Raw genomic sequence first — 25066 nt, forward strand, 5'->3', positions numbered from 1 at the left:
GCCCTGCGGTGAGCCCTGCGGCTACCGGAGGATGCCCTCCAGGAAGTCGCTGCCCAGCCGGGCCACCACCCTGACGTCCAGCTGGTGCAGCACATAGCGGCCGCGCCGGCGCGTGGTGACCAGTCCCGCCTTCTTGAGCACCCCGAGGTGCCGGGATATCTCCGGGGCGGTCATGCCGTGCACCTGGGCGAGATCGCTGGTGGTGTACGCGCTGCGGGCCAGATGGCGGCACAGCCGCATCCGCACCGGGTGGGAGAGCGCGGTCATCCGCAGCGTGAGCTCCTCCACCGACGGCGGGCAGGACAGCTCGGGCGAGCCCACGGGGTAGTGGAGCAGGGGCTGCCAGCCGTGGCGGTGCAGCACGTTCAGATGCGGCCAGCCCAGGCTCGTCGGCACCAGGAGCAGACCGTCGGCCCCGGCGGCCGTACCGTCGACCACCTTGTCCACGACGATCCGGCCGGCGCTCTCGTCCAGCGCCAGCGCCGGGGACACCGCGGCCAGCGCCTCCGCCAGGCCACGGCGGCGCAGCACATCCGTCTTGTGCCGGGCGTCGGCGGCCAGCTGGTGGCTCAGCCGGGACCACGCCTCCGCGAAGAACGCCTCGTCGCAGTCCTCCAGGAAGCGGCGCAGCCACGCGCGTACGGCAGGCGGGTCGTCCAGCAGGCGCTGGGTGAAGCGCACCTGCCGCGGCCCCCGGGAGGCGGCGGTCTCCAGCGCCCGGCGGCGCACCTCGGGGCTCGACAGGATGTCCGGCACGCCGAGGTCGTACTGGGACATGCACGTGAACTCCAGGGCCGCGTCCACGAACTGCTGGTCGGTCAGCTTGTCCAGCAGGTCCAGCTCCTCGGCGAGCGTGGCGCCCGGCAGCGTGCCGGCGGGCAGGCCCGCGAAGGGCAGGAACAGGTCCGAGAAGGTGGTGCGCCACAGGAAGTCGGCCTCGCACATCCGGTCCGCCAGGTGCGGGTCCAGGCGGGCGGTGACGCCGGTCGCCCAGCCCTGGAGGCCGGGGTGGTGGGCCGGTTCGGACAGCGCGTGCAACGCCATGCCGAGCTCGGCCAGCGGGGAGGGCACGAAAGCGACCCTCTCCGGCCGCAGCCCCGTGATGTCGATGCGCACGCTCATGCCGTCCATGGTGCACCCCGCCACTGACAACGCGGCCCCCGATTGACGCCGCCCGTCAATCGAGGCGACAGCCGCGGGCAGCGGGCGCAGGGTGGAGGCCACCGGGGCCGCCGCGGAGCCCCGGATCCCGTGCACCTTTCGACGTCCAGCAGAGGCGGACCGATGAGCATCACCCAGCAGCACGTCCTCGACGCCCACCGCGCCCGGCAGCGGAACGAGCCCGCCCCGCCCGCCCCCGGCACCTACGACCGTCAGGCCCTGCGCGAGCGGGGCCGCTCGCGCGCGGTGCCCGCCGGACGACCGGCCCGCGTCCTGTTCCGGCCGAGCCGCCGGACGGGGTCGGGCGCTACGGGCTGAGCGGCGAACCGCCCCCGCCCGGCAGCCGCGCCGCGAACTGCGCGACCGCCTCCCGCACCTCGTCCGCCGTCCACTCCAGCCCCGCCGACCGCACGGTCACCTCGGTGAAGGCCAGGCCCGGACCGGCGGGCACCCAGCCGGAGGCGAACGGCATCGCGCCGGTCTCCTCCGCCTGGCGTACCGCGGCCTCGGCGAGCACCTCCGGGTCGTACGGCAGCCAGACCTGGAACTGGTGGATGTGCGGCACCTCGGGGTGGACGCGGGCCCAGGGGAGGCCCGCCGCCGTGAAGCCCTCGCGCAGCGCGGCGGCCACCACGCGCGCGTGCCGCACGTACTCCGGCAGCCGCGGCAGCTCCCGCTCCAGGCCGATCAGCGCCGACAGGGCGGTCGGGAACTGCTGGAAGACCATGCCGCCGTACCGGTGCCGCCAGGCCCTCGCCTCGTCGATCAGCACCCTCGGACCGGCGAGGGCGGCGCCGCCGAAGCCGTCGAGGGACTTGTAGAAGGACACGTAGACGCTGTCCGCGAGGGAGGCGACCTCCTCCAGGGAGCGGCCGAAGTGCTCGGTGGCCTCCCACAGCCGCGCCCCGTCGAAGTGGACCACCGCGTCCCGCTCCCGCGCCGCCTCCACCAGCTCCGTCAGCTCCTCCCAGGCGGGCAGCAGGAACCCGGCGTCCCTGAGGGGGAGTTCAAGCATCAGCGTGCCGAACGGCTCCTCGAAGCCCCGTACCTCGTCGGCGGTGGGCAGCCGGGACTCGGCCGTCAGATGGACCGGACGCAACCCGCTGACCAGGCTCAACGCGTCCTTTTCGTGCACCTCGGGGTGGGCCAGCGCGTGCAGCGCGACCGTGGGGGTGCCGGTGCGGCCCGCCCAGCAGCGCAGGGCCACCTGCTGGGCCATCGTGCCGGTGGGGAAGAACACCGCCGCCTCCAGGCCGAGCAGGTCCGCGACGCGCTCCTCCAGGGCCGCGACGATCCGGTCGCCGTAGAGGTCGGCCGGCTCGTCCAGGTCGTACACCTGCGGCCCGGCCTCCTGGAGCCACGCCAGCCGCTCGCGGACCGACCCGCCGAAGCCGGGCCGGGACAGCACCCGTCGGGCCTTGCGGTAGGCGGCGCTGCGCCGCTCGCGCAGCAGGTCCGGCGCCGGTCGGGGGTCCTGCTCGTCCTGGTGCCGCGTCACGTCCCTCATGCCTGGGGATCATGCCGCCATCGGCGGGTCGGGGCACCGGGATTTCGCCGTCCGCGCAGCCCGTGGGGAGCCCGTGGGAAGCCCGCGGGGAGCCCGTGGGAAAACCCACAGCCTGTGGATGAACGGACCCCCCTCCAACCGATCGCGTTAACATGACGAGAAATCGTCCGGTACCCGGAGCGGACTGGAACGGGAAGGCCGCCGTCGCGTGAGTACAAGCCAACAGCCAGACCCCAGGGACCGCCCCGCGCGGCTCACCGTAGGCGTCGTCGGCGCCGGTCGCGTGGGTCCCGCGCTCGCCGCGTCCCTCCAGCTCGCCGGACACCGCCCGGTGGCCGTCTCCGCCGTCTCCGACGCCTCCCGGCGCCGCGCCGCCGAACTGCTGCCCGGCGTGCCGGTGACGGCACCCGCCGAGGTGCTGGAGCGCGCCGACCTGGTGCTGCTGACCGTCCCCGACGACACCCTGCCCGGCCTGGTCCAGGGCCTCGCCGACACCGGCGCGGTACGACCCGGCCAGCTGCTGGTGCACACCTCCGGCCGCTACGGCGCCAAGGTGCTCGACCCCGCCCTGCGCGCGGGCGCGCTGCCGCTGGCCCTGCATCCGGCGATGACGTTCACCGGCACGCCCGTCGACGTGCAGCGGCTGGCCGGCTGCTCGTTCGGCGTGACCGCGCCCGAGGAGCTGCGGCTGGCCGCCGAGGCGCTGGTGATCGAGATGGGCGGTGAGCCGGAGTGGGTCGCCGAGGAGAACCGCCCGCTGTACCACGCGGCCCTCGCCCTCGGCGCCAACCACCTGGTGACGCTGGTCGCCCAGTCCATGGAGCTGCTGCGCACCGCCGGTGTCAGCGCCCCCGACCGGATGCTCGGCCCGCTGCTGGGCGCCGCCCTGGACAACGCCCTGCGCTCCGGCGACGCCGCCCTGACCGGCCCCGTCGCGCGCGGGGACGCGGGCACCGTCGCCGCCCATGTGACCGAGCTGCGCAAGCACGCGCCGGGCACCGTCGACGGCTATCTGGCGATGGCCCGCGCGACCGCCGACCGGGCGCTGGCGAGCGGCCTGCTGAAACCCGAACTCGCCGAGGACCTGCTCGGGGTACTCGCCGCCGAGACGACCCTTCCCGAGAACGGGGGAGACCGATGAGCCGCCGCAGCTTCGCACTCGTCCCCACCGTGGACGACCTGACGTACGCGCGGGAGCACTTCGCCGTACCGGGCCGTACCGCGGTGGTGATGACCATGGGAGCCCTGCACGAAGGCCACGCCACGCTGATCCGCGCGGCACGCGCGCACGTGGGCCGCGACGGGTTCGTCGTCGTCACCGTCTTCGTCAACCCGCTGCAGTTCGGCCAGGGCGAGGACCTCGACCGCTACCCGCGCACCCTGGAGGCCGACCTCAAGGTCAGCGAGCAGGCCGGGGCCGACGTCGTCTTCGCGCCCTCCGTCGAGGAGGTCTACCCCGGCGGCGAGCCGCAGGTGCGGATCAGCGCCGGGCCCATGGGCGAGCGCCTGGAGGGTGCCTCCCGGCCCGGCCACTTCGACGGCATGCTCACCGTCGTCGCCAAGCTGCTCCACCTCACCCGGCCCGACGTGGCGTTCTTCGGGCAGAAGGACGCCCAGCAGCTCGCCCTGATCCGGCGCATGGTCCGCGACCTGAATTTCGGCGTGGAGATCGTCGGCGTGCCGACCGTGCGCGAGGAGGACGGCCTGGCGCTGTCCAGCCGCAACCGCTATCTGTCGGCGCAGGAGCGGCGTACCGCGCTCGCCCTGTCCCGCGCGCTGTTCGCGGGCCGCGACCGGCATGCCGCACAGGAGGCCCTGCGCGCGCGTGCCCTCGCCGTACCGGCCACGAACGCGCGCGCCGAGGCGCTCAGCGCCATAGGGGAGTCCCGCGCGGCCGCCGACGCGCACGCCGTCGCCCAGGCCGTGCCCGGCGCCGCCTCCGCCGTGCGCACGGCCGCCCGCCTGGTGCTGGACGAGGCCGCCCGGCACGACCCGCCGCTGAAGCTGGACTACCTGGCGCTGGTCGACCCGGCCGACTTCACCGAGATCGACGACGACTTCACCGGCGAGGCCGTCCTCGCCGTCGCCGCCCGGGTCGGCACGACCCGGCTGATCGACAATCTGCCCCTCACCTTCGGAGCCGCCTCGTGACCAGCACAGGCATACGACTGCACGCGCCCGCGCCCGGCTGGTCGATCGACGCCGACGTGGTCGTGGTGGGCTCCGGCGTGGCCGGACTGACCGCCGCCCTGCGCTGCGAGGCGGCCGGTCTGACCACGGTCGTGGTCACCAAGGCCCGCCTCGACGACGGTTCCACCCGCTGGGCCCAGGGCGGCATCGCCGCGGCCCTCGGCGAGGGCGACAGCCCCGAGCAGCACCTCGACGACACCCTGGTCGCGGGCGCCGGGCTGTGCGACGAGGAGGCCGTGCGCATCCTCGTCACCGAGGGCCCCGACGCCGTGCGCCGGCTGATCGCCACCGGAGCCGAGTTCGACACCGACGACGAGGGCGGCATCGAGCTGACCCGCGAGGGCGGCCACCACCGCCGCCGTATCGCCCACGCGGGCGGCGACGCGACCGGCGCGGAGATCTCCCGGGCGCTGGTGGAAGCCGTCCGCGCGCGCGGGATCCGCACCATCGAGAACGCGCTGGTGCTGGACCTGCTGTCCGACGCCGACGGCCGTACCGCCGGGGTCACCCTGCATGTGATGGGCGAGGGCCAGCACGACGGCGTGGGCGCCGTGCACGCGCCCGCCGTGGTGCTCGCCACCGGCGGCATGGGCCAGGTCTTCTCCGCGACCACCAACCCGTCCGTGTCCACCGGCGACGGCGTGGCCCTCGCGCTGCGCGCGGGCGCGGAGGTCTCCGACCTGGAGTTCGTGCAGTTCCACCCGACGGTGCTGTTCCTCGGCCCGGACGCGGAGGGCCAGCAGCCGCTGGTCTCCGAGGCGGTACGCGGTGAGGGCGCCCACCTGGTCGACGCCGACGGCGTGCGCTTCATGGTCGGGCAGCACGAGCTGGCCGAGCTCGCGCCCCGCGACATCGTCGCCAAGGGCATCACGCGGCGCATGCAGCAGCAGGACGCCGAGCACATGTACCTCGACGCCCGGCACTTCGGCGCCGAGATGTGGGAGCACCGCTTCCCGACGATCCTGGCCGCCTGCCGCGCCCACGGCATCGACCCGATCACCGAGCCGATCCCGGTCGCCCCGGCCGCGCACTACGCCTCCGGCGGCGTCCGCACGGACTCGCACGGCCGCACCACGGTGCCCGGCCTGTACGCGTGCGGCGAGGTCGCCTGCACCGGCGTGCACGGCGCCAACCGGCTCGCGTCGAACTCGTTGCTCGAGGGCCTCGTCTACGCCGAGCGCATCGCCGCCGACATCGCCGCCGGCCATGCCACCGAAGGGCTCCACGCGCGCGTGCCCGAGCCCGTGCCGTACCCGCAGACCCCGGAGCACCCGCTCCAGCCCGCCGAGGCCCGGTTCGCCATCCAGCGGATCATGACCAACGGCGCGGGCGTCCTGCGCTCCGCCGCCTCCCTGGAACAGGCCGCCGAGCAGCTCCAGCGGCTGCACACCGAGGCCCGTGACGCCCTCGACGAGAACGGCAAGACCGCCGAGCCCGGCGTCGACACCTGGGAGGCCACCAACCTCCTGTGCGTGGCCCGCGTCCTGGTCGCCGCCGCCCGGCTGCGCGAGGAGACCCGCGGCTGCCACTGGCGCGAGGACGCCGCCGACCGCGACGACGCCGCCTGGCGCCGTCATATCGTCGTACGGCTGAATCCGGACCGCACGCTCGCCGTGCACACCACCGACACCGCAGACTTTCCCCCGACCCGGCAGCACCGGCCCTCTCAGGAGCAGTGACAGAAGTGAGCGACACCGACCTCCCCCTCGTCCAAGAAGGCGGCTGCGGCGACGGCTGCGCCTGCGGCGGCGACGAGGAGTACCTGGAGAGCGGGCTCGACCCCGCCCTCGCCCAGCTGCTCGCCGACGCCGGGCTCGACCCGCTGGAGGTCGAGGACATCGCCAACGTGGCCGTCCAGGAGGACCTGGCCGGCGGCGTCGACGTGACGACCGTCGCGACCATCCCCGAGGACGCCGTCGCCACCGCCGACTTCGTCGCCCGCGAGGCGGGTGTCGTGGCCGGCCTGCGGGTCGCCGAGGCGGTCGTCTCGATCGTCGCCACCGACGAGTTCGAGGTCGAGCGGCACGTGGAGGACGGGGACCGGGTGGAGGCCGGGCAGAAGCTGCTGTCCGTCACCACCCGCACCCGCGATCTGCTCACCGCCGAGCGCAGTGCGCTGAACCTGCTGTGCCGGCTGTCCGGGATCGCCACGGCCACGCGCGCGTGGGCGGACGTCCTGGAGGGCACCGGCGCGCGCGTGCGGGACACCCGCAAGACCACGCCCGGACTGCGGTCGCTGGAGAAGTACGCCGTGCGCTGCGGCGGAGGGGTGAACCACCGGATGTCCCTGTCGGACGCCGCGCTGGTCAAGGACAACCACGTCGTCGCGGCGGGGGGCGTCGCCCAGGCGTTCAAGGCCGTGCGGGAGGAGTTCCCGGACGTGCCGATCGAGGTCGAGGTCGACACGCTGCACCAGCTGCGCGAGGTCGTCGACGCCGGTGCCGATCTGATCCTGCTGGACAACTTCACGCCCGGTGAGTGCGAGGAGGCCGTCGCCCTCGTGCACGGGCGGGCCGCGCTGGAGGCGTCCGGGCGGCTCTCGCTCGACACCGCGCGCGCGTACGCGGAGACGGGTGTCGACTACCTCGCCGTGGGCGCGCTGACCCACTCCTCGCCGATCCTCGACATCGGCCTCGACCTGCGCGCGGCGGAGTAGGGGAGCGGGACCGGCCATGCTGCTGACGATCGACGTAGGCAACACGCACACCGTGCTCGGCCTGTTCGACGGGGAGGACATCGTCGAGCACTGGCGGATCTCGACGGACGCCCGGCGTACGGCCGACGAGCTGGCGGTGCTGCTGCAGGGGCTGATGGGCATGCACCCGCTGCTCGGCGAGGAGCTCGGGGACGGGATCGACGGGATCGCGATCTGTGCGACGGTGCCGTCCGTGCTGCATGAGCTCCGCGAGGTCACCCGGCGGTACTACGGTGACGTGCCGGCGGTTCTCGTCGAGCCCGGCGTGAAGACGGGTGTGCCGATCCTCACCGACAACCCCAAGGAGGTCGGCGCGGACCGCATCATCAACGCGGTCGCCGCGGTCGATCTCTACGGGGGGCCGGCGATCGTCGTCGACTTCGGTACGGCGACGACGTTCGACGCGGTGTCCGCGCGCGGGGAGTACGTCGGTGGGGTCATCGCGCCCGGTATCGAGATCTCCGTGGAGGCGCTGGGCGTCAAGGGCGCGCAGCTGCGGAAGATCGAGGTGGCGCGGCCTCGGAGTGTCATCGGCAAGAACACCGTCGAGGCGATGCAGGCCGGGATCGTGTACGGCTTCGCCGGGCAGGTCGACGGTGTGGTGAGCCGGATGGCTCGGGAGCTGGCGGACGATCCCGAGGACGTGACGGTGATCGCCACGGGGGGGCTGGCGCCGATGGTGCTGGGGGAGTCGTCGGTCATCGACGAGCACGAGCCCTGGCTGACGTTGATCGGGCTTCGGCTGGTGTACGAGCGGAACGTGGCACGTATGTGATCCGCCTGGGGTGCGGATGCCTGCGGCGGCCTGCTGGTGTCCGGTGGGGGCGTGCGTAGCGCGTGCCGGTGGGTTGTGGGTCGGGGCCGCGCCGGGGGGTGTCCGTCCTCGGTCCGGCGGTTCTCTTGGGACTTAGGGTGGCTGCCCGATGGACGCCGGCCGCTGCGGGCGGACACCCCCCGGCACGTCCCCTTCCCGCCGTCGGCGGCTGACCGACGCCCACCGTGCTGGGTGGCTTCTCGCCGTGGGCGGCTTTCCGGGCCCACGGTGTGTGGTGGCTTCTCGCCGTCGGCGGCTGACCGGCCCGTGGTGTGGTGGTTTCTCGCCGGCTGGGGACGTCCGCGGCGGTGGGCCTTTCGTCGTGGGCGGGGCGGGCGGTCCTGCCTGGTGCCGGGCAGCTGTACGTACCTCAGGGGCGCGGGGAACTGCGCGACCAGCCACGTACTACCCGCGGCCGCCCACGGCGAGACCGGCCCCGTGGGGAAGGCGCCCGCCCGAGTGGCTGAGCCGCGCCACACGGGTGGTGGTGGGGCTGGTTTGTCTGATTAGCGCGTATTGTCGCCGCATGCCCACGCCATACGGATCCCGCGGCGGCATGGCGTTCGGGGCGGAGGAGCTGCGTGTGCTCCGCCGTGCCCTCGCCCTCGCCCTTCATCCCGGTCCCGCCTCGGCTCAGGACGTCCAGGACTGCCATCGGCTCGCCGAATCGCTCGACGAGGCGATGCGGGAGGGGGCGCGGTTGCGCGCGTTCCTGGTGGCCGACCTCGCTCGGTACCGAGCCGCTCTGCCCGGTACCGCGGCCGGTTATCTGACGTTGCTGGAGGAGGTGCTGAGGGCCGGGCACCGGCCCGAGCCCGATGATCTCGCGGCGCTGCGGGCGCTGCGCGGCAATCCGGTCGCCGCGATGCTGCTGGAGCGGTGCCAGGCGATGGCGGAGCAGGACGTACGGGCCCGGCTGGCCCGGCGCACGGCTACCGTCCCGGCGTCGCGCGCACGGCTGCTGGCGCTGCCCGGCGGGCGCTGCGAGGCGGCCGGCGGTGAGGAGTCGGAGGGGCAGCCGAAGCAGAGGCCCGCGCCCGAGAAGCCGGCCGCGCCCAGGCCGGCGCCCGCCTCGCCCGAGCCCTCGCGGCGGCCGATCCCCACGCCCGGCGAGGTCTTCCCGCGCCGCAAGCCGCCCCAGTCGCCGGCGAACCCGCCGCAGCAGCTGGCCGCGGGCTGAGGACACCCCGGAACGGGGGCACGCGCGCGCGTGGCTACTCTGGAGTCATGGACTACCTCTCCGCGCTGCTGCCCCCGGCCGTCATGGCCGTGTTCTTCGTCGGCGTGATCCGGGTCATCGTCAAGACCCAGGGTGGCGCCCAGAAGACCAAGGAGGACGCGGCCGTCGACGCCGCGCTCAAGCGCGCGCAGGGCGCCCGTCAGTCCTCGGCGGGCGCCGACATCTGAGCCGGTCGCGGCTCCGCAGTACCCGGCGTACGACTCCCATGGTTCCGTCCAGGGGGTCGTACGCCCTTTTTGTCCTGGATTGGCCGATGGGGCGCACGTCCGTCACGCGATAGCCGGGATCTCCCACTATGGTGCTGAGTTGTGCCTCGCCCATTGGGAGAACTCGAAGACGCGGTCATGACGCGGGTGTGGAAGTGGAACCGCCCGGTGACCGTTCGGGAAGTCCTGGAAGACCTGCAGCAGGAACGGTCGATCGCCTACACCACGGTGATGACCGTTTTGGACAATCTCCATCAGAAGGGCTGGGTGCGGCGCGAGGCCGAAGGGCGGGCCTATCGATATGAGGCCGTCTCCACCCGTGCCGCCTACGCCGCCGCCCTGATGAACGACGCCTGGGCGCAGAGCGACAACCCGGCGGCCGCTCTCGTCGCCTTCTTCGGGATGATGAGCGACGAACAGCGACAGGCTCTCAGCGACGCCGTGCGGATCGTCCAAGGACCGGAATCCGCCGAACCAGAAGCCGTGCGGTCCGTCGAACAGTCCGAAGAGCGACCCGGCTCGGCGTCGGAGTCCGACGAGCGATAGCGTCCGCTCATGTCAGCAGCCAGTCCCGAAGTCACCGCTAAAGCCATCACCGTCCGGCGGGCCCGGACCAGCGATGTCCCCGCCGTGCGCCGACTCCTTGACGCCTACGTCCGTGACGGCATCCTGCTCGACAAAGCGACCGTGACGCTTTACGAGGACATCCAGGAGTTCTGGGTCGCGGAACGCGACGACAACGCCGAGGTGGTCGGCTGCGGTGCGCTGCACGTGATGTGGGAAGACCTCGCCGAAGTGCGCACGCTCGCCGTGCGGCCCGGACTGAAGGGCGCGGGCGTCGGCCACCGGCTGCTGGAGAAGTTGCTGGAGACCGCCCGCTGGCTCGGTGTTCGACGGGTTTTCTGTCTGACCTTCGAAGTGGACTTCTTCGGACGGCACGGGTTCGTGGAGATCGGTGAGACGCCGGTGGACACGGATGTCTACGCGGAGCTGCTGCGTTCTTACGACGAGGGCGTCGCGGAGTTCCTCGGTCTCGAACGAGTGAAACCGAACACCTTGGGCAACAGCCGGATGCTTCTGCATCTGTGATCGACGTCTGCTCTATGCCTGGTCTATGCCCCGGGTATGCCCGGGGTATCCCCAGGGCTATGCCGGCGCCTATGCCGGAGGTATTCTGACCGATCCCCGCGGCCGGGTTCCCCTATGTCCGAAACGCGCATGTTTCCAGGGGTGGGCGGAGCACCGGTCCTCTCCCGGGGGTTTGTGTTTTTCCAGCAAAAGCGGTTTGCTTTCCGACGTACTGCAGTACTGCATATAAGAGGGGGCGGCGAAACGGCGGACGCCGGACCCCCGGCCCTCACGTTATCGATGAAAGGAAATCCGGTGGCACAGAAGGTTCAGGTCCTTCTTGTCGACGACCTCGACGGCGGCGAGGCCGACGAGACCGTGACGTTCGCGCTGGACGGCAAGACGTACGAGATCGATCTCACGACTGCCAATGCGGACAAGCTGCGCAGCCTTCTCGACCCCTATGTGAAGGGCGGCCGGCGCACCGGGGGCCGTGCCTCGGGCGGGCGTGGAAAGGCGCGTGCCGCTTCCGGCGGCAGCCAGGACACCGCGGCGATCCGCGCCTGGGCCAAGGAGAACGGTTACGAGGTCAACGACCGCGGCCGGGTTCCCGCGTCCATCCGCGAGGCCTACGAGAAGGCCAACGGCTGAGCGCCCGCGCGCCGCAGCCGGATGCGGTGGCACCACGTGGCCACCGTGTCCACCACCCGCACGAGATCGGGGGCGTCGCGTACGCCCCCCAGGGCCGACAGAGTCGGCAGCGAGGTCTCGACCTCGCACCCCGGCACGGGGGGCCGCAGCCACGCGGCCCCCTGGAGCGTTCCGGGGAGGGGCACGGGCCCGTGCGGCCGGTGTCCGGTGGCGTCCTCCTGCGAGGCGTTCGGCCTCGCCCGGTTCCCGGCCGTCCTCCAGTGGCCTCCGGCCGCTGCCCGAGGGGGCGGCGGCTCCGCTGTGCGACCGGGGGCGCCCGCGCGGTGTCGCGGCGGGGCGGGGGCCGGGATCACGCCGCCCGCGCCGATCGGCACGACGTCCGGCGCCAGCGTCCCCCACTCCAGCCAGTCCAGGACGCCCGGCAGCTCCTCCGCGCTGCCCGCGGCCACCAGCAGCCAGATCCGGTCGGCGCACACCGCCACGGGGGAGCCGGAGCCCAGGTGCCGCAGCGCGGCCAGCCCTGCCTCGGCCGGGACGTCCAGGACGTCGAAGCGCAGGCCCGCGGAGAGGAGTACCGGTTCGCCGGGCACTGTCGCCCAGCCCAGTTCGTTCTCGTACCACTGCCGGATCAGGGCACTCGGTGCGGGTGCACGGCGGGGGGACGGGACCGCGGGAGGAGCGGATGACTGGGCCACGGAGGCCGAAGGCGCCGGAGTCACCGGCGGGACTGCGCCGACCATGCCACGTGCAACCGCCGAAAGGGCGCCGGAGTTACGCTGGGTGTTCCGACGTGTGCGCACAGTTCCGGACGAGGGGGCGTGTGGGCGTGCCGGGAGGCGCAAGGTTGTTCGCCCGTAGCGGAGGGAAAGGGGGCGCACCGCATGGAGTGTCAGTCCCAGCGGGTAAGACATCCCTAGTGGGAGGGGGCGACGCGCACAAAGGGCGGCCTCACGTTCGCCATCGGCGTAGCGGCGACTGGGGTAACTGCCTGGCCTGCGGGAACATCGTCTCGCACCATCGGGTTGGAGCAGATGTCGGCGTCAGGGGTCAGGAGGCCATCGACGGTGTCGGCAGTTGGAATGAGCGGTCCCCGCTTGCGGGACTAAGCTGCGGAAGGACAGGGAGGGGAAGTTCCCCTTACTGCCTGACCGCTCTGAGGAGCGATTAACGATGTTCGAGAGGTTCACCGACCGCGCGCGGCGGGTTGTCGTCCTGGCTCAGGAAGAAGCCCGGATGCTCAACCACAACTACATCGGCACCGAGCACATCCTCCTGGGCCTGATCCACGAGGGTGAGGGTGTCGCCGCCAAGGCCCTTGAGAGCCTCGGGATTTCGCTCGAGGCGGTCCGCCAGCAGGTGGAGGAGATCATCGGCCAGGGCCAGCAGGCGCCCTCGGGCCACATTCCCTTCACCCCCCGTGCCAAGAAGGTGCTGGAGCTGTCGCTCCGCGAGGCGCTTCAGCTGGGCCACAACTACATCGGCACGGAGCACATCCTGCTCGGCCTGATCCGTGAGGGCGAGGGCGTCGCCGCCCAGGTCCTGGTCAAGCTGGGCGCAGATCTGAACCGCGTGCGGCAGCAGGTGATCCAGCTGCTCTCCGGTTACCAGGGCAAGGAGACCGCCACCGCCGGCGGCCCTGCGGAGGGCACCCCCTCGACGTCCCTGGTCCTCGACCAGTTCGGCCGGAACCTCACCCAGGCCGCTCGTGAGTCCAAGCTCGACCCGGTCATCGGGCGCGAGAAGGAGATCGAGCGGGTCATGCAGGTGCTGTCCCGCCGTACCAAGAACAACCCGGTCCTGATCGGTGAGCCCGGTGTCGGCAAGACGGCGGTTGTCGAGGGACTGGCTCAGGCGATCGTCAAGGGCGAGGTTCCCGAGACGCTGAAGGACAAGCACCTCTACACGCTTGACCTCGGCGCGCTGGTCGCCGGCTCCCGCTACCGCGGTGACTTCGAGGAGCGCCTGAAGAAGGTGCTCAAGGAGATCCGCACCCGCGGCGACATCATCCTGTTCATCGACGAGCTGCACACGCTGGTCGGTGCGGGTGCCGCCGAGGGCGCCATCGACGCGGCTTCCATCCTGAAGCCGATGCTGGCCCGCGGTGAGCTGCAGACCATCGGTGCCACCACCCTGGACGAGTACCGCAAGCACCTGGAGAAGGACGCGGCCCTGGAGCGCCGCTTCCAGCCCATCCAGGTCGCCGAGCCCTCGCTGCCGCACACGATCGAGATCCTCAAGGGTCTGCGTGACCGGTACGAGGCCCACCACCGCGTCTCCATCACCGACGAGGCGCTGGTCCAGGCCGCCACCCTGGCCGACCGGTACATCTCGGACCGCTTCCTGCCGGACAAGGCGATCGACCTGATCGACGAGGCCGGTTCCCGGATGCGCATCCGCCGGATGACCGCGCCGCCGGACCTGCGGGAGTTCGACGAGAAGATCGCCGGTGTCCGCCGCGACAAGGAGTCCGCGATCGACTCGCAGGACTTCGAGAAGGCCGCCTCCCTGCGCGACAAGGAGAAGCAGCTCCTGGCCGCCAAGGCCAAGCGGGAGAAGGAGTGGAAGGCCGGCGACATGGACGTCGTCGCCGAGGTCGACGGCGAGCTGATCGCCGAGGTCCTCGCCACGGCCACGGGCATCCCGGTGTTCAAGCTCACCGAGGAGGAGTCCAGCCGCCTGCTCCGCATGGAGGAGGAGCTGCACAAGCGGGTCATCGGCCAGGACGACGCCGTCAAGGCGCTGTCCAAGGCGATCCGCCGTACCCGTGCGGGGCTCAAGGACCCGAAGCGTCCGGGTGGCTCGTTCATCTTCGCCGGTCCGTCCGGTGTCGGTAAGACCGAGCTGTCCAAGGCGCTCGCCGAGTTCCTGTTCGGTGACGAGGACGCGCTGATCTCCCTCGACATGTCGGAGTTCAGCGAGAAGCACACGGTCTCGCGTCTCTTCGGTTCGCCCCCCGGCTACGTGGGCTACGAAGAGGGCGGCCAGCTGACCGAGAAGGTCCGCCGCAAGCCGTTCTCCGTCGTCCTCTTCGACGAGGTCGAGAAGGCCCACCCGGACATCTTCAACTCGCTGCTGCAGATCCTGGAGGACGGTCGTCTGACCGACTCCCAGGGCCGGGTCGTGGACTTCAAGAACACGGTCATCATCATGACGACCAACCTCGGCACGCGGGACATCTCCAAGGGCTTCAACCTGGGCTTCGCGGCCTCGGGCGACACGAAGACCAACTACGAGCGCATGAAGAACAAGGTGTCGGACGAGCTCAAGCAGCACTTCCGTCCCGAGTTCCTCAACCGTGTGGACGACGTGGTCGTCTTCCCGCAGCTGACGCAGAACGACATCCTCCGGATCGTCGACCTGATGATCGGCAAGGTGGACGAGCGCCTGAAGGACCGGGACATGGGCATCGAGCTCTCCCAGTCCGCCAAGGAGCTGCTGTCCAAGAAGGGCTACGACCCCGTGCTGGGCGCCCGGCCGCTGCGCCGGACCATCCAGCGCGAGATCGAGGACTCCCTGTCGGAGAAGATCCTCTTCGGCGAGCTGCGTCCGGGCCACATCGTCGTCGTGGACACCGAGGGCGAGGGCGAGTCCCAGACCTTCACCTTCCGCGGCGAGGAGAAGTCCGCCCTCCCCGACGTCCCGCCGATCGAGCAGGCGACGGGTGGGGCGGGGCCCAACCTGAGCAAGGACGCGTAAGTCGTAGGGCTTGCGTGAGCTGAAGGGGCCGGTGCCGTGAGGTGCCGGCCCCTTCGGTGTGCGTACGGTCAGAAGGGGTCGTTGATGATCTCGGCCGCAGGGAAGACCGGGCTCAGATCGGGCGGAGCGATGTGCAGGGGCACGTTTCGCAGGAGGACCCGGCGCACCTGCGGGACGCAGGGGGCGCGCTCCAGGATGTGGTCCAGGCTGTGGGCTCCGGACAGTCGCAGACCGAGCGTGTCGAGTGCCGGAAGAGCGGCGATCTCCGCCCAGTCGGCGGCGGTCAGGTCGCCCTGCTCCAGAATGAGCCGGCTGACCGTGGGCCAGTCGCGCAAGCCACGCAGCGCATCGGACCGACGCAGGGTGTCGGAGCCGAGGAGGAGGCGTTCCAGGGGCGCCTCGGAGGGCAGCACTTCCGACAGACACCTGTCCGGCAGGGGCTGGTGCAGGGTGAGTTCGGTGAGCCCGTTGAGGGTCCGCAGACCGGAGACGTCGGCGACATAGCCCAGCACCAGCTCCTTCAGCCCCAGGCCGGCCAGGGCCGCCAGGTTCGTGGCCGAGGGACAGCGCCACAGCCAGAGACTGGACAGGGAGGAGAAGGCCGTCAGCGCTGACAGGTCCTCCAGGCCGTCCATGCCCTCCAGGCTCAGATGCTGGAGCGCGGCCGGTTCCGGCACCCGCAGCTGCTCAGGGGCGTGGAGCGCGTCGATGACGTGCAGCCGGGACCAGGGGCGCATGAGAGGAACGGTCGCAGCCTGCTCGTCCGATTTGCACACGAGTGCCAGACCGTCCCGCTCCAGGTGGTCCAGGACCTCCCTGGCGTACTGAGCCGCGTCGAACCGGTGCCACGTGCCCACCAGCTGCCGCCGCACGTTCAGGGCCGGGTGCTCCCGGAAGCGGCGCAGGACCGCGAGCGCGCCGTCCGGTTCGTCCGCGGCCAGAAGCGATGCCGTGACCGTGACCCCGTGGGCCGCCTCGTCCGCCAGTCCCTGCGGGCCCGGCAGCAGCTCCAGGACGAGCGGTCCCGCCTCCGCGAGGGCGCGGGCGTCCTCCGTCGTGCGGGGTGGGATCAGCTCCGAGGCCCGCTTCTCCACCTCCGCCCGCACGGCTGCGTCCAACGCCGCCGCATGCTCCAGACTCGCCAGCGCCAGCAGGGTCAGCCGGGGAGTCTCCCGTGCCAGCAGTCGCCGCAGGACCGCGGCACGCTCGCGGGGGCGGGCGTGGGCCACTGCCAGGCGGATGACGTCCTCCCACTGGGTGTCGTCGGCGTGGCTCAGCAGGACGTCCAGGTGGCCCTCCTCCACCGCGTACCGCGCGCCCAGGTAGTCCTGGAAGGTGCGGTGGACGAAGTCGATCACGCCCTCGGCCGGGCGGCGCAGCAGACCGCTGCGGAGCAGGAGCTGGGAGAGGACCGACCGGGCGTCCATCCCCGGCGGCGCCGCGACCACCGGCAGACAGCGCTCCACGATGCCCTCCGCCGTGGCCGCGTCCATCTCCGTGCGGCCGCTGAGCACCAGCGCGTAGGCCAGCCGCTGCAACAGCTCCAGCTGCGCCTCCTCGCCGAGCTCGACGGCGTCCACCGCGCCCATGCCGCGCTCCCGGTCACGGCGGGCGAGGAGCATCGCGAGGGCGGCGTCGTAGAGCTCCTTGCGGCCCGTGGGGAGGTAGCCGCGCCGCTCCCGGTGCAGGGCGCAGATCAGGCCGCACATCAGCGGGTTCGTCGCCAGGCGGGCCAGGTCGCGCTTCACCCGCAGGGAGTCGAGCAGCGGGCCCTCGTACTCCGGGGCCCCGGCCGCCGTGTGCCAGCGGCTGACGAAGGTCGCGACCTCCTCGCGCCGCATCGGGGCCAGCAGCAGCTCGCGGAAGCCCTCGGCGGCCAGCCAGTCCTGCCGTACCGCCGTGGGGCGGGAGGTGAGCAGCCAGCGGTTGCCGGGGAAGGCGCGGGTCAGGTCCAGGAGCCAGTCGCGGGCGCGGTGGCGGTCGGGGGCGGGGATCTCGTCCAGGCCGTCCACCAGGATCAGGGCCCGGCCCGCCGACAGGACGCGGTCCGCCCAGCCCTCCGGCGGGGTCAGCGGGCAGCCCACGGCACCGAGGAAGTCGGCGGGGGCGGGGAGCGAGGGGCGGCGGATCAGGGTCCGCAGCGGCAGGACGTACGGGATCTGCGCCCCGTCCCGCGCCGCCGTCACCGCCAGCCACTGCACCAGCGTGGTTTTGCCCGACCCGGCGTCGCCGCGCAGCAGCACGCGGTCGTGGTCGCGCAGCGCCTGCTCGGCCGGGAGGTGGACCGGGGTGCCGGTCGCGGGCCCGTCGAAGCCGGTCTCCTCGCCCGTCGCCTCCAGGCTCAGATAGGCCACTTCCAGCGGCCAGCGGTCGGGGGAGTCGCGCAGGTCGAGGCCGTAGATGGTGAGGTGGTTGTGGCGGTCGGCGACGTAGGTGAGGTACCGGCGTTCGAAGGCGGTGTCCGGCGCGGGCGGGCGCGGGGTGCGGGCCAGGAGTGCGTCGACCTTGGCGATCAGGGCCGCCTGGTCCCGTGACTGCTCGACCAGGGTGCGGGCCACGAAGGTGGAGCGGCGGGTGAAGAACTCCAGGATGTGCAGGCAGGCCCACTCGGTCGCCGAGTCGAGGAAGAAGCCGGCGTCCGTGGAGAGGCCGTCCACCTCCCCGCGCAGCCGGGCCGCCAGCTCCCGGTGGCCGAGGCGTACGGCCTGTACGTCGTCCATGTCCAGGTCGCCGAGGGCGAGCAGGCGGCGGGTGAGGGCGTCGGTGACCGCGTCCTGCTCGTCCTCGGGGAAGGGCCGCTCGCCCGGTGACTCCACGGCGCGGGTGACGAGCTGCGCGGCCAGGGCGCGGACGTCCCGATCGTTCAGGGTGCGCTTCTCGCCCTTGAAGGAGACCAGGGCGGAGAGGCGGACCGGCTTGTCGACCAGGCCCGCGCCCGGAGCGTCGGACCGGAACAGCTTCTTCAGCAGCGGGGCGATCATCGAGGAGGCGAGCCTGCCGCCCAGTACCGCCGGATCCATCCCCGCCTCACCCCCGTGATCGTGTCAACGGGGGTGAGATTACCCGCCGTTGGGTCAGGAGAGCTGGCCGTCGTAGTCCGGCAGCTTGAACGTCTTCTCGGCGTGGCCGCCGGAGAGGTCGGTGGGCGTGTTGCCGATGTTCGCGATGATCGTGTAGCCCTTGTTCTCGATGGCGACGCGCTGGGCGGTCTTGTAGTCGGCGACGTTCTTGAACAGGTCGAAGAAGCCGCGGACGTGGAGGCCGGAGACCTCGTAGCCGCGGTGTTCGAGGTTCCACTCGGTCGGCGCGTAGATGATGCCGGGGCGGGCGGTGACGAAGAACAGGGCGACGCCGCGCTCCTGGGCGTACTCGGCGACCTCCAGGACCGGGCCGTTGGCCGGCTGGGGGTAGCTGAAGCCGAAGTCGGTCTCCAGGGTGGTGTTGTCGATGTCGAAGACGATGGCCTGCTTCTCGCCCGGCCTCGTGTTCGCTATGCGCTGCTTGAGGTAGGGCAGCGCCTGGTCCATCACGGCCTGGCAGTCGCGCTGCCAGGTGGCGTAGTCGACGTCCTCCGCGGCGGCCGTGGCGGCGGCGGTCGTCGTGCTGCCGGTGGCCGTCGTGGTGCTGGTGGCCGTCGTGGTGCCGACCGCCGTGGCCTGCGCCGGGGCGGCCAGGGTCACGAGGGCGGCAGCGGTGACGGTGACGGTGGCAGCGCGACGCGTCCAGGGGCGTCGTCCGGTCATCTGTGGGGGTCCTCTCACGCGCGTACGGTGGGCCGTACACAACCGATGTTGTCGTGAGCATGCTCGCGTCTTCGGGTGGCGTCGAGGGGTCCGGCAGGTTACCGGTCGGTAGGAACGGCGTAGCCCCCGTCACACCGGGAGGGTGGCCGGGCGGGGGCTCCGGTGAGGTGCCGCACAGGACGCGCGTCACGTACGACGCGGAATAGTGGCGTTCCAGGTTGAGTCACAAGGGCGTTCCGCGCCCGATTCGGGCAGGTGGAGCCCCGTAATGGGTGATTCATCCCCAATGGATGATCTGTCGTGAAGCTGATCCTTGGGGCCGGGCTACTAGATTTGGTCGTAGATCACACATTTGTGGCGGGACGGGAGCGGCGGTTACCAAGGGATGGCCATCCGGACGCCGCTCGGTGCCGGGTGGTTCTCATGTCCCCCACCGCACGAGGTTTCGATGTCCCAGCGCTTCACGTCCCGCTCCACCCGTACGTCCGTCCTCCGCACCCGTGCCGCTGTCCTGGCCGCCGGGCTGGGAATGTCGGCCGTGCTGGGGGCCGGGGTCGCGATGGCCGCGGACACCACCGCGGCCGCGAGTGCCGCCGGTGCCGTCCAGGCGCAGGCCGCGGCGCAGGCCAAGGCCGCCGACGCCGCTCAGGCGAAGGCCGAGGCCGCGAAGAAGGCCGCCGCCGCGAAGAAGGCAGCGGAGGCGAAGAAGGCCGCGGAGGCCAGGAAGGCCGCCGCGGCGAAGAAGGCGGCCGCCAAGAAGGCCGCGGCGAAGAAGGCCGTCTCCTGGGTCTCGCCGGTGAAGCACTACACCAAGACGGCGAGCTTCGCGCAGGCCGGCGGCATGTGGCAGTCCACCCACAGCGGCCAGGACTTCGCCGTCCCGAGCGGCACCCCGGTGGTCGCCGCGCACGGCGGCACCGTGGTGAAGGCCGGCGGCAACGGCGCCGGTGACGGCCCCGCGTACGGCAACGCCGTGGTCATCAAGCACGCCAACGGCACCTTCTCGCAGTACGCGCACCTCTCCCGCGTCGATGTGAAGCCGGGCCAGATCGTCGCCACCGGTCAGCGCATCGCCCTGTCCGGCAACACCGGCAACTCCAGCGGCCCGCACCTGCACTTCGAGATCCGCACCACCCCGAACTACGGCACGGCCGTCGACCCGGTCGCGTTCCTGCGCGGCAAGGGCCTGACGGTCTGAGCCGGCCGGCCCACGCCGGTCAGGCGCCCGAGTGCGCCTGAGTGACCAGGTCCAGGGCGACCTCCAGGACGGCTTCGCGCTTGTCCTCGGGGTCGCCCTCGACGTCGTTCAGGAAGAACATCCCGGCGTGCAGCGTGAAGATCGCGCTGACGCAGCGCACCTGCTCGACCAGCGGCGCCCGGGGGTCGATGACGAGGTCGCGCACCGCGCGCGTGCGGTCCTTGAAGGTGTCGCCGATGCGCAGGTCGCGCACGGTCGCCTGGTTCTCCTGCATGAACCGGAACAGCGGCGCCGCGTCGGCCAGGGCCTGGCTGTAGCGGCGTACCAGCTCGTGCTTGGTCTCCAGGGTGGGCGGCTGGCTCCTGCCCCACTCGATGAGCTCCTCGATCGGCTTGGTCAGGTCCGCGAAGATGCTGACGACGATCTCTTCCTTGGTCTTGAAGTGGTAGTAGAGCGCCGCCTTGGTCACCTCCAGGCGCTCCGCGATCTCGCGCAGGGAGGTCTTCTCGTAGCCCTGCTCGGCGAAGAGCGCGAGGGCCACGTCCTGGATGCGCTGGCGGGTGTTTCCGCGGCGCTGCTGCTTGGTGCCGTCCATGGTGGGGCCCATCCTCGTACTCCTCGCGCTCCTGCGGAAATCCTTCTTACCCAGAAACTTACTTGACGCCCGGCTAGTAGGCGGTCTACGTTCAGCATCGTAGAGAACTAGCCGGGCGGCAAGTAAGTGCAAGAGCAAGGGCTGGGGGAGACGATGGCCGGAACGGACGTCGCAGCGAAAACCGAGAAGGAACCGCAGAACATACGGGTCGTCCTGCTGGCGCTGATGATCGCGATGATGCTGGCGATGCTCGACAACATGATCATCGGTACCGCGATGCCGACGATCGTCGGCGAGCTCGGCGGACTGGACCACCTGTCCTGGGTGGTGACCTCCTACACCCTCGCCACCGCGGCCGCCACCCCCATCTGGGGCAAGCTCGGCGACATGTACGGGCGCAAGGGCTCGTTCCTCACCTCCATCGTGATCTTCCTGGTCGGCTCCGCCCTCAGCGGCATGGCCCAGGACATGGGCCAGCTGATCGGCTTCCGCGCGGTGCAGGGACTGGGCGCCGGCGGTCTGATCGTCGGCGTGATGGCGATCATCGGCGACCTCGTGCCGCCCCGTGAGCGCGGCCGCTACCAGGGCATGATCGCCGGCGTCATGGCGCTGGCGATGATCGGCGGACCGCTGGTCGGCGGCACCATCACCGACAACTGGGGCTGGCGCTGGGCCTTCTACATCAACCTCCCGCTCGGCGCGGTCGCGCTGGCCGCCGTCGGTGCCGTACTGCACCTGCCGAAGAAGTCCACCGAGGCCCGCGTCGACTACGTGGGCGCCGCCCTGCTCACCATCGGCATCACCGCCGTCGTCCTCGTCACCACCTGGGGCGGCACCGAGTACGCCTGGACCTCCGCGCGGATCATGGAGCTCTCCGGCATCGGGGTGGCCGCCCTGGTCGGGTTCCTCTTCTGGGAGACCAGGGCCGCCGAGCCGCTCATGCCGCTGCACATCTTCCGCAGCCGCAACTTCACCCTGATGTCCGTCATCGGCTTCATCGTCGGCTTCGTGATGTTCGGCGCGGTGCTCTTCCTGCCCCTCTACCAGCAGTCCGTGCAGGGCGCCTCCGCGACCAACTCGGGGCTGCTGCTCCTGCCGATGCTCGGCGCGATGCTGGTCGTGTCGATGGTCGCGGGCCGGATCACCACCACCAGCGGCCGCTACAAGGTCTTCCCCGTGGCCGGCGGCGTGCTGATGGTCGCCGGACTGTATCTGCTGTCCACCATGGACACCGGCACCTCGCGGCTGACCTCCGGGATCTACATGGCCATGCTCGGCGCGGGCATGGGCTTCCTGATGCAGATCACCATGCTGGTCGCGCAGAACAGCGTGGAGCCGAAGGACATGGGCGTCGCCTCCTCCTCGGCCACCCTCTTCCGCACCCTCGGCTCCTCCTTCGGCGTCGCCATCATGGGCGCGCTGTTCAACCACCGCGTCCAGGACGTCATGTCCGAGCGGGCCGGCACCTCGGGCCCCAAGGTCACCGAGACGTCCGCGCAGCTCGACGCGGCGAGCCTGGCCAAGCTGCCGGAAGCGGCCCGCGATGCCTACCAGCACGCGGTGTCCTCCGGCATCCACGGGGCCTTCCTGCTCGGCGCGGCCGTCGCCGCGATCGCGCTGGTGGCGTCCGTGTTCGTCAAGGAGGTGCCGCTGAAGGGGGCGGCGCCGCAGAAGGCGGAGGACGACGGGGCGCCGGGGGACGGCAGCGCCGCCGCGGCCCAGGCGGAGGGACGGCAGGCGCCGGTCGGGGAGCCCGTCTGACGGTCGCCGCCTGACCGCCTGATCGCCTGATCGCCTGGCCGCCTGGCCGCCTGGCCGCGCGTCCGACGGTCGTACGGCTTCGAGGGGTGTCCCCTCTCGCGGGCCCCGGGGAGTCGTGCCCCGGGGCCCGCGCTGTGCTCCCGGCCCGGCCCGCGCTGTGCTCCCGGCCCGGCCCGCGCTGTGTTCCGGGGCCCGCCCTGTGCTCCGGGGCCGTTGTCAGACCCCCGTGCCACCATCGACGTACGAGGTCGGAGGCCGTCGGGAGGAAGGAGGGCGGATGGACAAGCTGCGGCAGCTGCGGCTGGCCAAGGACGCCATGGACCGCGACTGGGCCGACCCGGCACTGGACCTGGACGCGGTCGCCGCCCACGCCGGCTACTCCCGCTACCACTTCGTCCGCGCCTTCAAGCAGACCTACGGCGAGACACCCGGCCAGTACCTCACCCACCGCCGCATCGAGCGCGCCGAGGAACTGCTGCGCGCCGCCGACCTCAGCGTCACCGAGATATGCCACCTGGTCGGCTTCAGCAGCCTCGGCACCTTCTCCAGCCGCTTCAAGATGCGCACGGGCCTGTCGCCGAGCGAGTACCGGGCCGAGCACGTCGGCCGGGGCGCGGCCCTGATACCCGGCTGCTACGCGATGCTGTGGGCCGGCGGCTTCCCGCGCCGCCCGCCGCCCGGACAGGAGCGCAATTCCGGAGAAGCGGGCTGAGACGCGCCCTGCCTACGGTGACGGAGGAGGACGACCTCCGGGAAGACCGACCCCGCACCACAGGAGCGACCCATGATCACCGGCCTGGGCATCACCACCGTATGGACCTTCGACCAGCAGCGCACCAAGGCGTTCTTCACCGAGAAGCTGGACTTCGAGGTGCGCACCGAGCTCGCCATGGGCGACATGAGCTGGGTGACCGTCGGCGCCAAGGACCAGCCCGACGTCGAGCTCGCCCTGATGAGCCTGGACGGGCCCGGCCTCGACGCCGAGTCGTCCGCGGCGCTGAAGACACTGGTCAGCAAGGGTGTCATCGGCGCGGGGGCGTTCCGCACGGACGACTGCCGGGGGGACTACGAGACGTTCAGGGCCCGCGGGGTGGAGTTCCTCCAGGAGCCGCAGGAGCGGCCGTACGGCGTGGAGGCGATCTTCCGGGACGACAACGGCAACTGGTACTCGCTCACGCAGCGCAACGAGGAGCTGGACTTCTCCAAGGAGTTCTGAGGCCCGGACCCGACGGGCCTCAGGACGGCAGCACCGGATAGCTGCCGGTGTTCGTCGGCGCGTGCTCCGGCAGCCACAGCACGGCGACCGCACCGTCGGCCGGCACATGCTCCGGCGCCCCCGGCGGCCGTACGTTGCGGAAGGTCAGCCGGGCGCCCAGCACCCGGGCCTGCCCGGCGGCGATCGTCAGGCCCAGGCCGTGACCGTGCCCGGCGCGGTCCATGCTGCCGGTGCGGAAGCGGCTCGGGCCCTCGGCGAGCAGCTCCTCCGGGAAGCCGGGGCCGTGGTCGCGCACCCGGATCACCCGGCCCTCGACGGTGACCTCGATGGGCGGGCGGCCGTGCCGGGCGGCGTTGGCCAGCAGGTTGAACAGCACGCGCTCCAGGCGGCGCGGGTCGGTGGTGACCTCCGACTCGTGCACCACCAGCACCTCGGCGTCCGGGTCCTTGGCCGCCACCCGCCGGGTCACGAACTCGCCCAGCAGGATGTCCTGGAGCTCCGCCCGCTCCGAGGCGCCGTCCAGGCGGGCCACCTCCAGCACGTCCTCCACCAGGGTGCGCATGGCCTTCGCCCGGTCCAGCACCAGCTCGGTCGGCCGGCCCGGCGGCAGCAGCTCCGCCGCCGTCAGCAGACCGGTCACCGGGGTGCGCAGCTCGTGCGCGATGTCGGCGGTGACCCGCCGCTCGGCCTCCAGGCGCTGCCGCAGCGCGTCGGCCATGGCGTCCACCGCCCGCGCGAGATCGTCGGTCTCGTCGCGCACCACCCCGCCGATCGCCTCGCGCACCCGCACCTCCGTCTCGCCCTTGGCGACCTGGTTCGCCGCCGAGGCCGCCTTGCGCAGCCGGCTGGAGAGCTGCGCCCCGATCAGCACGCCGAGCGCGCTGCCGCCGAGGACGGCCGCGATGGAGCCGATGACCAGCGCCTGGTCGAGGTCGTCGAGGATGTCGGCGCTGCGGTCGGGGAAACCGGTGTGCAGGGACAGCACCCGGCCGTCCGTCGCCGGTACGGCGGCCCAGATGTCCGGCGGGCCGTCATGGTCGTCGGACACGTATGTCGCCCGGCGGCCGCGCTCCACCTTCTCGCGCAGCTCCCGCGGCAGGTCCGGGTCGTCGATCACGACGTTGGGGAAGTTCAGACGGCCGGTCAGCTCGTAGGTGCGCTGGGCGATCTCCACCCGCTCGTCGGCCAGTTCACGGGCGTTGTCCAGCATCGACACCCGGGCGGCGTTGTGCACGACCAGGCTGAGGGCCACCGCCACCAGGGCACCGACCAGCGCGATCGCGGCGCTGAGCTTCCAGCGCAGACCGGTGTGCATACCGTCGCCG

General features: G+C 71.9%; 23 protein-coding genes. 16 read left to right on the top strand and 7 right to left on the bottom strand.

Annotated features, from left to right (window positions below):
- Window positions 1-21: 21 nt before the first annotated feature.
- The gene (locus tag ACSU6M_RS19060; RefSeq protein ID WP_437070952.1) at window positions 22-1122 is read right to left on the bottom strand and encodes a DUF5937 family protein; all 1101 of its coding nucleotides are present in this window, start codon (window positions 1120-1122) and stop codon (window positions 22-24) included.
- Window positions 1123-1284: 162 nt separating this feature from the next.
- Between ACSU6M_RS19060 and ACSU6M_RS19065 the strand changes: the two genes are divergently transcribed.
- Window positions 1285-1479, top strand: a complete 195-nt coding sequence (locus ACSU6M_RS19065; protein WP_437070953.1) for a hypothetical protein — start codon at window positions 1285-1287, stop codon at window positions 1477-1479.
- On the opposite strand, the gene ACSU6M_RS19070 is transcribed toward ACSU6M_RS19065, so the two are convergent.
- Window positions 1469-2668, bottom strand: a complete 1200-nt coding sequence (locus tag ACSU6M_RS19070; protein WP_437070954.1) for a threonine aldolase family protein — start codon at window positions 2666-2668, stop codon at window positions 1469-1471. The two genes, ACSU6M_RS19065 and ACSU6M_RS19070, sit on opposite strands and share 11 nt — an antisense overlap.
- 208 nt (window positions 2669-2876) lie before the next feature.
- Between ACSU6M_RS19070 and ACSU6M_RS19075 the strand changes: the two genes are divergently transcribed.
- The 10 genes from ACSU6M_RS19075 (at window position 2877) to ACSU6M_RS19120 (ending at window position 11532) form a co-directional block, all read left to right on the top strand.
- Window positions 2877-3809 carry a Rossmann-like and DUF2520 domain-containing protein gene (locus ACSU6M_RS19075; protein ID WP_437070955.1) on the top strand — a complete coding sequence of 311 codons (933 nt, stop codon included), beginning with the start codon at window positions 2877-2879 and terminating at the stop codon, window positions 3807-3809.
- Window positions 3806-4819 carry a pantoate--beta-alanine ligase gene (panC, locus tag ACSU6M_RS19080; protein ID WP_437070956.1) on the top strand — a complete coding sequence of 338 codons (1014 nt, stop codon included), beginning with the start codon at window positions 3806-3808 and terminating at the stop codon, window positions 4817-4819. The genes ACSU6M_RS19075 and panC overlap by 4 nt, the downstream gene beginning before the upstream one ends.
- Window positions 4816-6537, top strand: coding sequence for an L-aspartate oxidase (locus tag ACSU6M_RS19085; RefSeq protein WP_437070957.1), 1722 nt, complete (start codon window positions 4816-4818; stop codon window positions 6535-6537). The genes panC and ACSU6M_RS19085 overlap by 4 nt, the downstream gene beginning before the upstream one ends.
- A 5-nt stretch (window positions 6538-6542) precedes the next feature.
- On the top strand, window positions 6543-7514 hold the full coding sequence (nadC, locus tag ACSU6M_RS19090; protein WP_437070958.1) for a carboxylating nicotinate-nucleotide diphosphorylase: 972 nt from the start codon (window positions 6543-6545) through the stop codon (window positions 7512-7514).
- A gap of 16 nt (window positions 7515-7530) precedes the next feature.
- Window positions 7531-8328, top strand: coding sequence for a type III pantothenate kinase (locus tag ACSU6M_RS19095; protein ID WP_437070959.1), 798 nt, complete (start codon window positions 7531-7533; stop codon window positions 8326-8328).
- Between the two features lie 595 nt (window positions 8329-8923).
- A complete protein-coding gene (locus ACSU6M_RS19100) occupies window positions 8924-9547 on the top strand; it encodes a hypothetical protein (protein ID WP_437075222.1) in 624 nt (207 codons plus the stop codon).
- Between the two features lie 47 nt (window positions 9548-9594).
- Complete coding sequence (locus ACSU6M_RS19105) at window positions 9595-9774, top strand: hypothetical protein (RefSeq protein WP_437070960.1); 180 nt, start codon at window positions 9595-9597, stop codon at window positions 9772-9774.
- Window positions 9775-9951: 177 nt separating this feature from the next.
- Entirely contained in the window at window positions 9952-10359 is a 408-nt protein-coding gene (locus ACSU6M_RS19110; protein WP_437070961.1) for a BlaI/MecI/CopY family transcriptional regulator, read from the top strand.
- A 9-nt stretch (window positions 10360-10368) separates the two neighbouring features.
- Window positions 10369-10902: an amino-acid N-acetyltransferase gene (locus ACSU6M_RS19115; protein WP_437070962.1), complete on the top strand. Its 534-nt coding sequence runs from the start codon at window positions 10369-10371 to the stop codon at window positions 10900-10902.
- Window positions 10903-11196: 294 nt separating this feature from the next.
- Window positions 11197-11532, top strand: a complete 336-nt coding sequence (locus ACSU6M_RS19120) for a histone-like nucleoid-structuring protein Lsr2 (RefSeq protein WP_043502963.1) — start codon at window positions 11197-11199, stop codon at window positions 11530-11532.
- Here the strand turns inward: ACSU6M_RS19120 and ACSU6M_RS19125 are convergent.
- On the bottom strand, window positions 11511-12272 hold the full coding sequence (locus ACSU6M_RS19125) for an SCO3374 family protein (protein ID WP_437070963.1): 762 nt from the start codon (window positions 12270-12272) through the stop codon (window positions 11511-11513). The two genes, ACSU6M_RS19120 and ACSU6M_RS19125, sit on opposite strands and share 22 nt — an antisense overlap.
- Window positions 12273-12702: 430 nt before the next feature.
- On the opposite strand from ACSU6M_RS19125, the gene ACSU6M_RS19130 reads away from it, so the two are divergent.
- On the top strand, window positions 12703-15228 hold the full coding sequence (locus ACSU6M_RS19130; protein ID WP_437070964.1) for an ATP-dependent Clp protease ATP-binding subunit: 2526 nt from the start codon (window positions 12703-12705) through the stop codon (window positions 15226-15228).
- A gap of 68 nt (window positions 15229-15296) precedes the next feature.
- Here the strand turns inward: ACSU6M_RS19130 and ACSU6M_RS19135 are convergent, their stop codons facing one another.
- Entirely contained in the window at window positions 15297-18248 is a 2952-nt protein-coding gene (locus ACSU6M_RS19135; protein ID WP_437070965.1) for an NACHT domain-containing protein, read from the bottom strand.
- Between the two features lie 54 nt (window positions 18249-18302).
- Window positions 18303-18971 (bottom strand): HAD family acid phosphatase, encoded by a 669-nt coding sequence (locus ACSU6M_RS19140; protein ID WP_437070966.1) that lies wholly within the window; start codon window positions 18969-18971, stop codon window positions 18303-18305.
- A 448-nt stretch (window positions 18972-19419) separates the two neighbouring features.
- On the opposite strand from ACSU6M_RS19140, the gene ACSU6M_RS19145 reads away from it, so the two are divergent.
- Entirely contained in the window at window positions 19420-20169 is a 750-nt protein-coding gene (locus ACSU6M_RS19145; RefSeq protein WP_437070967.1) for a M23 family metallopeptidase, read from the top strand.
- Window positions 20170-20188: 19 nt separating this feature from the next.
- Here the strand turns inward: ACSU6M_RS19145 and ACSU6M_RS19150 are convergent, their stop codons facing one another.
- Window positions 20189-20776: a TetR/AcrR family transcriptional regulator gene (locus ACSU6M_RS19150; protein ID WP_437070968.1), complete on the bottom strand. Its 588-nt coding sequence runs from the start codon at window positions 20774-20776 to the stop codon at window positions 20189-20191.
- 141 nt (window positions 20777-20917) lie between these two features.
- On the opposite strand from ACSU6M_RS19150, the gene ACSU6M_RS19155 reads away from it, so the two are divergent.
- The 3 genes from ACSU6M_RS19155 to ACSU6M_RS19165 all read left to right on the top strand — a co-directional run bounded on the left by ACSU6M_RS19155 (window position 20918) and on the right by ACSU6M_RS19165 (window position 23741).
- Window positions 20918-22525 carry an MDR family MFS transporter gene (locus tag ACSU6M_RS19155; RefSeq protein ID WP_437070969.1) on the top strand — a complete coding sequence of 536 codons (1608 nt, stop codon included), beginning with the start codon at window positions 20918-20920 and terminating at the stop codon, window positions 22523-22525.
- 277 nt (window positions 22526-22802) lie between these two features.
- The gene (locus tag ACSU6M_RS19160; RefSeq protein ID WP_437070970.1) at window positions 22803-23237 is read left to right on the top strand and encodes a helix-turn-helix transcriptional regulator; all 435 of its coding nucleotides are present in this window, start codon (window positions 22803-22805) and stop codon (window positions 23235-23237) included.
- Between the two features lie 72 nt (window positions 23238-23309).
- A complete protein-coding gene (locus ACSU6M_RS19165; protein ID WP_437070971.1) occupies window positions 23310-23741 on the top strand; it encodes a VOC family protein in 432 nt (143 codons plus the stop codon).
- A gap of 19 nt (window positions 23742-23760) precedes the next feature.
- Here ACSU6M_RS19165 and cseC read toward each other — a convergent pair whose 3' ends face one another.
- Window positions 23761-25056 carry a two-component system sensor histidine kinase CseC gene (gene cseC / locus ACSU6M_RS19170; protein ID WP_437075224.1) on the bottom strand — a complete coding sequence of 432 codons (1296 nt, stop codon included), beginning with the start codon at window positions 25054-25056 and terminating at the stop codon, window positions 23761-23763.
- Window positions 25057-25066: the final 10 nt, after the last annotated feature.

This window comes from Streptomyces sp. enrichment culture (genome assembly GCF_964272895.1).
Taxonomy (GTDB): Bacteria; Actinomycetota; Actinomycetes; order Streptomycetales; family Streptomycetaceae; genus Streptomyces.